Raw genomic sequence first — 12,011 nt, forward strand, 5'->3', positions numbered from 1 at the left:
CCATCCCCTCGAACGCATAAAGGTCTACAGATACCCGTCGTTTGTCTACAGATTGTTGCGGAAGTATCTAATCCTGGCAATCTTTGTATAGATTCTGATTTACCAATTGATGGATAGCAGAAACTGACAGATATTTCCACATCACATGAAGAAAATTTTATCACTCCTTGTCCTGACATTTTCCCTTTACGCGGCACATGCTCAACATCCATTTGCAAATAAATCCGGCGGAAAGCCCGAAGGTACCTTGACCGGAAAAATCCTAAATGACACCAACGAATCATTAGCGCAAATCTCGGTTGTACTGCTTAAAGTTATCCATGATAGCACGAGTGGTGCCAGCAAAGAGGTCTTGGTGCAGTCGACTGTATCTAACGCTGCCGGCGTTTTCAAGTTTGAGCAAGTACCCTTAAGCGAAAAACTGAAGGTAAAAATCAGTGCCATCGGCTACTCTACGGTCGAAATGCTGGTGGAGTATGAAATGCCGAAGCGCGACAGCATTGCAGGACCTCCAGCAGGTGGTAAGCCCGATGCAGCTACAATCGCCAAATTTATGGCAGCATTCAATAAAGACTTAGGCACGATCATCTTATTGGGCGATGCAACTGATATAGCCGCTGTAAGCGTAACAGGGCGAAAGAAATTGTTGGAAATCGATATGGAAAAGAAGGTGTTCAACGTAGAGAAAAATATTGTGTCTACCGGAGGTACAGCCATTGATGTTTTAAGAAACATGCCCTCCATTCAAGTCGATATTGATGGCAATGTAAAGCTGAGAAATGCTGCACCAACACTTTTTGTAGATGGTAGGCCAACGACTTTGACACTCGACCAGATACCAGCGGACGTGATCGAAAAGGTGGAAATCATTACCAATCCATCAGCGAAGTATGATGCATCCGGCAGTATGGCAGGAATTCTGAATATCGTTCTCAAGAAAAACAAAAAAACAGGCTATAATGGTATGGTCAATGCCGGCATCGATCGTTTAGGCGGTTCTAATTTTATGGGTAGTTTCAATGCTAGACAAGGTAAATTCAATCTTTCCTTGACTGCTATGAACATGCGTATACGTAATAACATAGAAGGAAATAGCGATCGGTCGAGCGTATTGGATGGGACGAGTTCTCAGGTGATGCAAGACATTGAAAGCAAGACAAAAGGGATGATCACGTTTGGAAGATTAGGTTTGGATTACGACCTCAGTGATAAGACGACGCTTTCTGTAGCAGGTATCATGGGTGGCGGAAATTTTAAGCCGGTAGAAAACACACGTATTACCAATTTTTCTTCTAGGATATCATCGGTGAGTGACCGTATCGCTGAATCAGAAAGAAGTTTTAAGCCACGCGGATTTCAAGCTGGTTTGATTCAAAAATTTGCCACAGAAGGCGAGGAGCTTACCGCCGACGTTAATTACTTTGGTGGACGTAACGAGACGGATGGTTTGTTTACCACCAACTATCTTAACACTGTTGGACAGATCGGTGGCACGCAAATACAACGTAACTTCGGTAATGGCGATAACGAAAATTTTACCTTTCAGCTCGATTATGTAAAGCCATTTGCTAACGGCATGAAATTAGAAACTGGGCTTCGTGCTCAGATTAATAATGTGGCAAATAACAATCAAAACTTGTTGCAACGCGTCGGCGAAACCGAATTTGAAAATATCGAAGCCGCATCAGCAAACTATGATAGCAAAAACAGCGTGTACGCAGCATATGCATCTCTTGGCGGGAAAGTTAAGGATCTATTTTCCTACAAAGTTGGCCTTAGAACGGAAAGCTCTGCTTACGATGGTCGCTTGATCAACACCGGAGAAGAATTTAGCAACCGCTTTCCGTTAAATCTTTTTCCGTCTTTGTTTTTAAGTAAAAAGCTATCCGACAAAGATGAAATTCAAATCAGCGGAACGCGTAGAGTCAATCGACCGAATTTCTTTCAACTCATTCCATTTGTAGATTATACAGATAGTTTAAACATTACGCGAGGTAACGCCGATCTAGTTCCCGAATTTACCAACTCCGGCGAATTAAGCTACAGCCGGAGCAGCAACAAAAGTACATTTATTGCTACTTTTTATTACAAGCATACGAGCAACCTGATTACCCGTTTCTTAGCACAGGAAACCAATCCCATTACTGGAAACCTTGACCTCATCAATACCTATATCAACGCAAATTCTGGACAGAATTATGGAACCGAGTTTACGTATACAAACAATATAAAATCATGGTGGGACTTAACGGCTGATTTGAACTTTTACAATTCAAAAATCACGGTTAGTGATGGTGTAAATGCGCAAGATCCACTATGGACGGTGTTTGGTAAGCTAAATAACAATTTTACGCTCAAAAAGCACTGGACTATACAACTTGCGTTTGAATATCAAGGTAAAACAAACATGCCGATTAATCAAGGTCAAAGCTTCGGGCCTCCGTCTCTTGCGCAGAGCTCATCTCAAGGCTATATTGAACCATATCACGGCGTAGATTTAGCGATCAAAAAGGATTTCTTGAAAAATCAGGTCGCTTCCCTTACCTTATCGGCTAATGATATTTTTGCAACGCGAGGCAACACGATCGTATCGTTTGGGGAAGGCTTCTCTCAAAGCTACTATCGCTTGTCCAATCCGCGGATGATTAAGTTGAACTTCTCCTATCGCTTCGGTAAAATGGATATGAATCTTTTCAAAAGAAACAGGAATGCGAATCCGATGGGCGATATGCAAATGCAATAATCCAACAATTAATATCATGCTCATCAGCTAATAGTTAGCGGCTGATTGTATCAACGCCTGAGGTTCTGTACTTCAGGCGTTGTCTTTTTCCGATCGTTAACTATCCGTATTTACGTATTCAAACAGATATCCTACGAACGACATCTTTACGAATTGAAACGCATATCTTTGCCATTAGCGCCTTAAGCAAGATGTTGAAAGCCTTTTTTACCGCTATGATAAAATCAAATCCTGTCATTTATTTTGAAATTCCTGTTTTGGATATGGATAGAGCTATACATTTCTATGGAAGCGTGTTCGATTTTACCTTGGAGAGAGAAATCCTTGACGGTTACGAAATGGCTTTTATTTATTTTGATAGCGATTTGGAGGGAATTGCGGGATCATTGGTAAAGGGAGATATCTATCAGCCGACGAAAAATGGCGCAATATTATATTTTCATACCAATAATATCAACGAGACTATCGAGCGCGCAATGCAGTTTGATATTGAAATTCTTTATCCTAAAACCATTAATAAGCAACTTGGTTATGCAATTGCCGAGATCGGTGACACGGAAGGAAATCGTATCGCGCTAAAGCAGGTAATTACGCAGTAGCTTACAAAATGAGATTATAGCCTTTAACGGTATTAATAGTACTTTAATGAATACTTAACTCGAATGACAATGAATTTTAAGCTAATATGGGTTATCTTTCTAATTACACTGGTAGGTCAAGCTTCAAGTTTCGCGCAAGAAAGTTCCGGCATTCCGGCGTTTAAAACTTTTACGCGATACGACAACGGGAATTCATTTACGGTGGATTCTTTGTCGAAGCAAGGTATAAATGTGTTGATTTTTTATGATCCCGGTTGCGGACATTGCCAGGAACTTGGGTTTGATATCTCGCAGAATTTCGAATCGTGGTCGAAAAATACATCGTTCTATTTCATTTCGATGTTAGAGAAAGCAGATGTAGATAACTACATCAATCGCTTCGCAAAGAACTTGTGCGATCAACCGAATGTGCTATTTCTGCGCGATTCTATTGGAGAATTCATTACCTTGTTCGACCCAAAAACGTTTCCATCAACCTATATCTACTCTGCCGAAAGCGGTAAATTGATCGAAAGCTACGATGGAGCAAATGCCACCGACAAGATGCGAAAACATCTTGTCCCGTAAAGGAATCGGAACTACTTTTTCTTGATTACTTGGCGGATAATTTCTTGAGCAGTATCATCCAACGGCACGTTGCTATTAGAAAGAATAACCACGGCAGAACGCTCGTCCGGAATTAATCCGATGTACGAATAACTGCCAGCTGTAGCACCATTGTGCCAATAATAACTAATATCTTCTAACAAATTCGTATGCCAGCCTAAGCCGATATCCATATTAGGTGGAATAAAGAAGGTGAACAATTTCGTTGCCGACATGGCACGTTGAATGTCATTTTCTGGCACGGCAAGTTGTGTGATAGCATAGCGAAGCATATCGTTCAGCGTAGATTTCAATGCGCCAGCACCTGCCAATGCTTGAAAACTCCATTTCGGAACTTCTTCTCCGTCTTTAAAAACTTTTAGAATGTTCTCGTTTTTAGGATCGATGGTGATGTCCGTTGTTCGCATGTGTAAAGGCAGCGCAATCAACTCCTTCACGCACGCCGCATAAGGTTTCTTGGAGATAATCGAAATCAATTCGCCCAATAAACCAAAACCTAGATTGCTATAAACGTATTCCGTTTCAGGATCATGCTCCAGCTTCACGTTTTTCAAATAAGCGAATAACGCTTTACGATCGTACGTAGCGTATGGATCAGTTCTTTTGTAACCATTCACTTTCGTAAAATTATCTGGAAGACCCGGTAAACCAGAGGTATGATTGGCTAAACTGCGGAAAGTAATTTTTTGTAAATCAGGATTCTGTGCCAAAGAATCAGGCAAGAATTTCGTGATGCTATCGTCCAAAGAAACGATTTGCTTTTCCACTAAATCGGCTAATAACGTGGCGGTAAATGTTTTGGTAATCGATCCAATTTCGTACACGCTATTTTCAGTGGGTAGTGTTTCGTTTCCATCATCGGTTTCTCCGAAGAAGAAAGTTTGTATCTGTCCTTGATGAATAATGCCAATGGATAGGGAACGCGCATTCGTTTTCTGCGTATAGCTTTTTGCAATTTTTTCAATCTTAGACTCGAAAGTTTCGCCTTCGCTAACCGGTGTCGCCACTTTCTGCTCAACAGATTTTTCTTCTTCTGCTTTCGGGGTTTGCTCCTTATATTGTTGGAATAAAATGCTATGGAAATGGTGGGTGCTATCAACACCCAAAACGAGCATCAGACGTTCTGTATCAAAATCCAAACGATATCCCGCCATTCCTTTTTCGAACTTTACCAATTCCGCATTACGGATGGTCCCTAATGCATATAACTGTTGCAATGTTCCGCTCAATTGTTCCTGACTGATTTGATCCTTAAAGGAATCGCTCGCCAAATTGTAAATAGAATCTGGTTGTTGACTATTAAAGAAATATTCAATCCGGTTATACACCGCTCTATTCAAACGTTCGTCTGCAGATTGCGCTTTTGTTGTGAATATAGGAGCGATAAGTAAAAGAAAAATGAAAGCAAATGTCTGATGCATACTGCGAAATTACGGAAAGAATTGTGTAGAATACAATTTTATAAAATCTCCAAGCTACGCGCGATGGTTTTCATCTCTTCCATTGCTGTAGCATCTACATTGTAGCCGATCATAGAATAGGCGCGATTTTCACCGAATAGCGTGATGAAATATGCTTGGGTAATTTGTCCGGTCTTCTTGCTGCGCAAGTCAGCGAAAACTTCGTGCGCGGTTATACCTTGAGGAACTTGCAAATCGCGAGAGAATAATGTGCTATCTAATTCAAAGAGCGCGTCCACCTGCCGAAGCATGAATGTTGCTTTATCGCTCACTTCGCTTGTTAGTGATTTGCGGTCGATGAAAAATGCTGCGGGCGACCAGTTGTTTTTTTGTTGTTGTACGAATTGTAATGCAGAACCTGTTTTCCTGGTAAACTGAAAGGATGTTCCGGCCGTATTAATGCGGAAACCCATATTTGCTTGCGGGTCGATGGTTAATTCTGGGTGGTAGCGGACAGAAAGAATGGTTTCCAGTATGCCATTATCGCCACCATCCCGATCTGCTTTCTGGGGATAATGACAATTTAAAGCGATCGTTTCCGTTTCATTGCCTAAAACCAAAAAGATGCGGTTAAATACCAAGCTATCGCTATCGCCTTTTTGCGTACCAACGAATAATTTAGCAGGAAGTCCATTGATGTTGTACGAAGCACGTTCCGTCATTTTTGATCGTGTGTTATTCGTGATTATTGGGATGGCTTGATTGATGTACTCGGTATAGGGTGTGCTTACCTGCATAACCATGATGGTGCTTTGCGATGATAGGTTTTGTAATCCAGTAAAGCTTTCCGCAATAGAAAAACCCGGCGAAGGGATCATGCTGACCTTTGCGCCGGGGATTATTTGATGTTTTTCGGATTCTTCGTTGGTGATTAACGTTTGTGCTATCAGCTCGTTTGTCAAAGAAATAAACGACAATATGCTGATCATCAGCCAACCAAGTTTACCCATCATTATTTTTTACGTTCGTGTATTTTGTGTTCGATATCTTGAATAACCGCAGCCATGAAATCCACTCCATTAATTTCGGATGCCTGCTGCAATGCGCCTGGGCTAAACACGTTGATTTCCATGATTTTGCTACCAACGATATCCAGTCCAACTAGGTACATGCCGTCTTTGACTAACTGCTCGGATACAAGTTTAACCACCTTCAATGTTTCCTCGTCGATATCTGCCACCTGAATTGTAGCTCCCTGATGCACATTGCTACGGATTTCGTTTTCGGGTTGTACGCGACGAACGGCCGCATACTTTCCATCGATTTCGATCGGCTGACCATCTAAAAGGAAAAAGCGTAAATCGCCTTTGCTTGCTTCAGGTAAGTATTCCTGCGCAATGATATATCCATCACGTGCAATCGCTTCAACCGTTTGCTTTAGGTTCTGCGCACTTTCTTTATTGATCAAAAATACGTTTTTACCACCTGATCCTTTTAAAGGTTTTAGAATAATCTTCTCGTCATTTTTATCAAAGAAGTTTTGCACGTCCGTGTAGTTTCTCGTAACGATGGTTTTCGGTCGAATACTTTCATCGAAATTCTCTAAATACAATTTATTGCTCGCTCGTGTGAGTGCTTCCGGGTTATTAATGACCCAAACGCCTTCGCGCTGTGCTAATTCCGCAAATTGCAAACCTGCTGATGCCGCCCATGGACGACCGATCATTTCTGATGCCGCATCAAAGCGAAGCCAAAGCACATCCAAGTGTTTTAGATTCACTAAACTTTTTTCCGTTTCGCGCATTACGTGCAACAAATCGGACTCATCTTGTATGTTCTCATGTGGAGAAACCTGTCGCGCATGTGCACCGACTACAATCTCTGGATCATAATAGAAATCAGCTAAGCCGATGTAAAACACTTCGTGTCCGCGCTTTAAGGCTTTTAGTGCCAGCGACGTGGTCGTGAAGTATGCTTCTTCCTTGTGTGTCTGGTTGATGACAAATGCTATTTTCATAGTTTTTTCGCTGTTTATATTTATAAAGCCTTTACTTAATTTTTACTGGATCATTTGAAAGATTCCGGAGCTTTTTCGCAAAGATTCCAATTGATCGATATAAGGTTTTTCCAAATATCGAGGCTGTAATGCCGGTGGTTTCACAATGCCTTTTAACATCAATTCTTGAATGATTGGAATGTATTCTTTCCTGATTTTGCCCATGGTGAGCAGCGCAATGTCGTTGTCTTCTTTGATATATTTAACCATATCGATTAGTCCTTGTAGGTATAGGGCATCTTTCGTTAATCCGCCGCTTCGGTAAACGCGCATGGTCATGTGAAATGCCGTGTGATGATCGAAATGGTAATGCTCCGAGAGCAAATCGAAGGTGTCTAAAAAATCGTTGCCTGCAATCATGTTATGAACCGCAATCACGCGTGCGGCCAAAGTGCGTAAGCGGTCGTTGGTTAATTCGCCAACCAAATATTCTGATAAAACCGCCAAACCTTCCTGCAACTTTTCATATCCTGGAACGCCAAGTTTAAACAAGTTGAAAGGTTGCTGCTTGCCATTGAAAAAGGTAACAATATGCGTGCCTACCTCATGCTGAATCAATGCCTTTGCACGATTTCTCGGTAGGCTGTATTGTTTGCTGATATTCAGAACGCCATTATTTACCATAATGCCGGAAACATCGTCGCGCAAGCGAACCGTACTGCTAAATTCGGGATGTTGCGCTTTGAGGTATTTTATCTCTTGCTCGGCCAATGCGGCGAACTCCTCGGCGTCCATAATGTCTTCGGTATTGCCTTTCCAAACCGCTTCATCTTCTGTAATTGTTAAAATCGCTTTTGCCTTTTCTAACAACCGCTCACTAACATTGCCAAAAATTTGCAAACTCCCCAACATGAAGCCCTCTTTGCCGCGCTCGCTCAACATGGTCATCATAGCGTCCAGTTCGCGACGTTTGTCGCGAAATAGATAAGCGATCGTCGGATCATATAAATCCTCAATCGGTAGATTGTAGAGATTTCTTTTGATAATATCCGGATCAATCGGCATCGGACGATATTGAAACGTTGGTGTTTTTCTGAAATTATCTTTCTTAAATTGCAACCAAGCATCGTGCGCATTGATGGGAGTTACCAGCAGAAGAAAATCAAAGCGCTGACTTTCTTTCGCTAACTTTTGATCAATATCCCAAACTTGCGGCGCTAGCTCGCTTGGATGTGTGATTTTAAATGCTGTCGGCTTTGCTGTGGTATGGATACGGATAAATTCGAAAAAGGTACGCGATAAACTTTTTGATAATGTTTCCCGAAACTGTCGTAGCAGAATGGGCAGTACTTCATGATCACTATGTAAATACGTGTCTTTCACACGAATTCCAATGTATTGCACCTGACTATTTTTCTTTTCTTTGAAATCGATAAGCATCGACGTGTCCGTCGGACCTACGGATTTCGTGCTACTTATTACTTCAGCAGACATGGCCGAATGCTCCGCTTGTATATGTTTTAATAGGTACTGCGCTACGCTTTGAATGTTTTTTCGATTAATGATAATGTCAATGTCATTTCGCTGCGTGGGTGGAGCCACCCAAGCTTCGACAATCAGGCAACCTCCAAACTCCTCGACCAATTTTTGCGCTATGGGTTCTACCCATTGCTGAGCCGGAAATGATTCATCATGGATCGCCAAATGTGCATATTCCGTTTTTACCAATTCCGCAAGCATCGGGTCGCGGTGGTCGTTTTGGCGATACACAAATAGGTAAGGAACTACTTTATTAAAAACCAACTTATTTTTCACGGGCAGTTGTACGTGAAAAGGTTTTTTCATGTGGATATCTTGGAGGATGCTCTCCAGTATGCTATTTTCTTTCTTCATGGGCAAAAAAATCGGGAAGGGAATCAGCGGTATGCAATAGCAACTGCTTGTAGCTCTGTAACTTTTCCGGGTAAAGCTGTCCCGTCCATTCGTCCATAAAATCTTTTCGGAATTCAATCGAAAGCACACACCCGTAAGCGCCGTAACGATCGGTAATATATTTGGCAAGGTAACCGCCACGGAATTTTACATTTTCACGAATATCAATCGGTGGTAGACCAACGTTCTGATCGCGTACAGATTGTATGAAATGATCAATAAAAGGACGCCATTTCGGATGATTATGTGCTGTGCCTAAATTGATTTCCGGATTGGTTTCTGTATCTACCGATTCAAATTGATCTTGTCGCTTCGCATTGTAACTGTGGATATCGTATACTACAAAGTAGCCGTGATCTTGAATCGTAGATTGGATCAATTCATCGATTTTCGCAAAGGTTTGATCGTGGATTTCGTAGAGTTGTTCGACATGTTCGCGTGGCAAATCTTCGTTCCAAACAGAAAGGCCCCAAGCTTGCTCCGGCTGTAAATACACCGAATCTTTCCGAATGCGATTCAAATCTAATTGAAAGCGCGATGTCGCAACAATAAATCGGTTAAAAGGCAATTCCGCAAAACTGCCCGTATAGGGATCTTCTTCACGCAACCGCGTTGCATCGTCAGCAATTAAATAAGGATGCAAATCTTTATCAATATCATGGCCGTCGTGTACAGCGAATGCCCAGAAAGGACTGTTTGTTGTTTCAATAAGGTAGTTGAACTCCATAGCATATTTTTTTTTGGATTTCTTGACTCCCTCTATTAACTGACGAAATGGTAAAAAGTTTGCGCAAGTACAAGTTGACATAGGTTTTCAAATTTTGCCGTACATTTGAATTATGCAGTCCGCAACGGAAGTTTTACGCAAAATCATACATATCGATATGGATGCTTTTTATGCATCGGTGGAGCAACGTGATTTCCCGGAATTGGCAGGTAAACCGTTGGCGGTGGGCGGCTCGCCCGACGGCCGCGGCGTGGTCGCAACAGCAAGTTACGAAGCGCGGAAGTACGGTGTACGATCTGCCATGTCGTCCCGACAAGCATTGCAATTGTGTCCGCATTTGCTGTTTACCAAACCTAGATTTGAAGTGTACAAGCAGGTTTCGGATCACATTCGTTCGATTTTTCGGCGCTATACGGAATTGATTGAGCCTTTGTCCTTGGATGAAGCTTTTTTGGATGTTACGGAGGATAAAGCGGGAATAGGTTCGGCCATTGAAATCGCGCAAGCGATTAAGGATGCGATCAAAGATGAACTGAACTTGACTGCATCCGCGGGTGTTTCAATCAATAAGTTCATTGCTAAAATTGCTTCTGATTATCAAAAGCCGAATGGATTGACCTTTATTGGCCCTTCGAAGGTGATTCCGTTTTTAGAAAATCTACCTATTGATAAGTTTTTTGGCGTAGGAAAAGTGACGGCACAAAAGATGAAAGGATTGGGCATACATACGGGTGCGGATTTGAAGCGTTTTTCGGAAGATGAATTAAGAAGATATTTTGGTAAGTCGGGCAAGTTTTTCTACCACATGGTGCGAGGTGAGGATCAGCGTCCCGTTCGTCCGAATCGAATTTCCAAGTCAATCGGTATTGAGGATACTTTTTCAGCCGATATTGCAGACAGAGACGAAATGATGTTGGAATTTAAAACGCTCTGTGATAAATTGGAAAAAAGGTTGGAGAATAAATCTAAGTCAGGAAGAACGATTACTATAAAAGTGAAATTCTCCGATTTTACGCAAATCACGCGAAGCAAAACCAATTTTTACGACATACATCGGGGAAACGATATGTATCTTGTTGTGCAAGAGCTAATGGAAAAAGTAAATGTGGAAAATCTCAGAGTACGTCTTCTTGGTGTTACCATGTCCAATTTTAAAGGTCCGGATTATATACCAAAAGAAGGTCGGCAGCTAAGTTTGTTTTAAAAATCTTCGGAATTAACTTCGTTCACGAACAAATCTTTCTAAACAATTATTGTCTTGATGAAATGAAAAATATAGCAGTAATTTTTGTTATTGCGCTCGCTGTCTGGGCTGGTCTACAAAATTGCACTTACTGGCGAGCGATGGGCATTAAATAGCCATGTGAAAGATCCTAAAAGTCGAAAGTTATTTGATTAACTCCTTTTTCTTCTCAACCCGATGATTCCTAAATCACGCTAAGTATTCCGCGATATCAATCTTATTATTAACGCCGGCGTTCAAACTGATATCTACCAACGCCAGTTCTTTGGCTAAGCCACTTTGTTTGATGATCTCTAATGTTACATCCTGTTTCGTTGATGTCATCTTTGTTGCCAAAATATATTCATCTGCCAACTTTTCGTATCCATTGCTATTAATATTTCGAACAAGGAAATTACGGTTCTTAGAATCAAAAATTTGTAGATTATATAAAGCGTTTTGGAAGGTATTGGTGTTCGCGGCTTGTTCTGCCTCTAATCGATTAAGGATAGCGCTTTGAAACTTGCTTTGTTTTAATAGTTCTTTCTTTATTGCTGCTACATGATAACATAGCACAATCAGGCAAACTACGACAATAATAACAGATGGAAATGTAATTAGTTCTGGCATAGATTCATGGTTAGATCATCAAATATAATTAAATAAAACTTTCTGTGATCAGGGAAATAATTATTTGTTTATCGGTATTGTAAAGAATGTGTTTTTAAATACCTCCTTTAGCTTTCATTAACATCTTGTTAATAGGCGTTTTTTATATTTGCGAAT

General features: G+C 41.2%; 10 protein-coding genes. 4 read left to right on the plus strand and 6 right to left on the minus strand.

The features are described 5' to 3' along the window. Positions 1-145 precede the first annotated feature (145 nt). The 3 genes from ACFSQ3_RS14035 to ACFSQ3_RS14045 all read left to right on the plus strand — a co-directional run bounded on the left by ACFSQ3_RS14035 (position 146) and on the right by ACFSQ3_RS14045 (position 3,909). Positions 146-2,743, plus strand: coding sequence for an outer membrane beta-barrel protein (locus tag ACFSQ3_RS14035; RefSeq protein ID WP_380870200.1), 2,598 nt, complete (start codon positions 146-148; stop codon positions 2,741-2,743). A gap of 215 nt (positions 2,744-2,958) precedes the next feature. Further along, positions 2,959-3,342, plus strand: coding sequence for a VOC family protein (locus tag ACFSQ3_RS14040; protein WP_380870201.1), 384 nt, complete (start codon positions 2,959-2,961; stop codon positions 3,340-3,342). 69 nt (positions 3,343-3,411) lie between these two features. Continuing rightward, entirely contained in the window at positions 3,412-3,909 is a 498-nt protein-coding gene (locus tag ACFSQ3_RS14045) for a peroxiredoxin family protein (RefSeq protein WP_380870202.1), read from the plus strand. A gap of 11 nt (positions 3,910-3,920) precedes the next feature. Here ACFSQ3_RS14045 and ACFSQ3_RS14050 read toward each other — a convergent pair whose 3' ends face one another. From ACFSQ3_RS14050 to ACFSQ3_RS14070, 5 genes are read right to left on the minus strand one after another with little or no spacing between them, the layout of a single operon-like run. After that, positions 3,921-5,369, minus strand: coding sequence for a serine hydrolase (locus ACFSQ3_RS14050; RefSeq protein ID WP_380870203.1), 1,449 nt, complete (start codon positions 5,367-5,369; stop codon positions 3,921-3,923). 38 nt (positions 5,370-5,407) lie between these two features. After that, entirely contained in the window at positions 5,408-6,361 is a 954-nt protein-coding gene (locus tag ACFSQ3_RS14055) for a hypothetical protein (RefSeq protein ID WP_380870204.1), read from the minus strand. Next, positions 6,361-7,365 (minus strand): ATP-grasp domain-containing protein, encoded by a 1,005-nt coding sequence (locus ACFSQ3_RS14060; RefSeq protein WP_380870205.1) that lies wholly within the window; start codon positions 7,363-7,365, stop codon positions 6,361-6,363. Before ACFSQ3_RS14060 ends, ACFSQ3_RS14055 begins: the two co-directional genes overlap by 1 nt. Before the next feature lie 42 nt (positions 7,366-7,407). Then, positions 7,408-9,237 (minus strand): flavohemoglobin expression-modulating QEGLA motif protein, encoded by a 1,830-nt coding sequence (locus ACFSQ3_RS14065; protein WP_380870206.1) that lies wholly within the window; start codon positions 9,235-9,237, stop codon positions 7,408-7,410. Beyond that, positions 9,221-10,003, minus strand: coding sequence for an N-formylglutamate amidohydrolase (locus ACFSQ3_RS14070; protein WP_380870207.1), 783 nt, complete (start codon positions 10,001-10,003; stop codon positions 9,221-9,223). The genes ACFSQ3_RS14065 and ACFSQ3_RS14070 overlap by 17 nt, the downstream gene beginning before the upstream one ends. 112 nt (positions 10,004-10,115) lie before the next feature. On the opposite strand from ACFSQ3_RS14070, the gene dinB reads away from it, so the two are divergent. Beyond that, complete coding sequence (dinB, locus tag ACFSQ3_RS14075) at positions 10,116-11,207, plus strand: DNA polymerase IV (protein WP_380870208.1); 1,092 nt, start codon at positions 10,116-10,118, stop codon at positions 11,205-11,207. 228 nt (positions 11,208-11,435) lie between these two features. Here dinB and ACFSQ3_RS14080 read toward each other — a convergent pair whose 3' ends face one another. Beyond that, positions 11,436-11,855 carry a hypothetical protein gene (locus tag ACFSQ3_RS14080; RefSeq protein WP_380870209.1) on the minus strand — a complete coding sequence of 140 codons (420 nt, stop codon included), beginning with the start codon at positions 11,853-11,855 and terminating at the stop codon, positions 11,436-11,438. Positions 11,856-12,011: the final 156 nt, after the last annotated feature.

The organism is Sphingobacterium corticis (assembly GCF_042684745.1).
GTDB classification, from domain to species: domain Bacteria; phylum Bacteroidota; class Bacteroidia; order Sphingobacteriales; family Sphingobacteriaceae; genus Sphingobacterium; species Sphingobacterium corticis.

Coding starts and splice junctions, on each gene's coding strand:
- ACFSQ3_RS14070 (WP_380870207.1), bottom strand. CDS start 10,003: ATGGAGTTCAACTACCTTATTGAAACAACAAACAGTCCTTTCTGGGCA.
- ACFSQ3_RS14065 (WP_380870206.1), bottom strand. CDS start 9,237: ATGAAGAAAGAAAATAGCATACTGGAGAGCATCCTCCAAGATATCCAC.
- ACFSQ3_RS14045 (WP_380870202.1), top strand. CDS start 3,412: ATGAATTTTAAGCTAATATGGGTTATCTTTCTAATTACACTGGTAGGT.
- ACFSQ3_RS14040 (WP_380870201.1), top strand. CDS start 2,959: ATGATAAAATCAAATCCTGTCATTTATTTTGAAATTCCTGTTTTGGAT.
- dinB (WP_380870208.1), top strand. CDS start 10,116: ATGCAGTCCGCAACGGAAGTTTTACGCAAAATCATACATATCGATATG.
- ACFSQ3_RS14050 (WP_380870203.1), bottom strand. CDS start 5,369: ATGCATCAGACATTTGCTTTCATTTTTCTTTTACTTATCGCTCCTATA.
- ACFSQ3_RS14080 (WP_380870209.1), bottom strand. CDS start 11,855: ATGCCAGAACTAATTACATTTCCATCTGTTATTATTGTCGTAGTTTGC.
- ACFSQ3_RS14035 (WP_380870200.1), top strand. CDS start 146: ATGAAGAAAATTTTATCACTCCTTGTCCTGACATTTTCCCTTTACGCG.
- ACFSQ3_RS14060 (WP_380870205.1), bottom strand. CDS start 7,365: ATGAAAATAGCATTTGTCATCAACCAGACACACAAGGAAGAAGCATAC.
- ACFSQ3_RS14055 (WP_380870204.1), bottom strand. CDS start 6,361: ATGATGGGTAAACTTGGTTGGCTGATGATCAGCATATTGTCGTTTATT.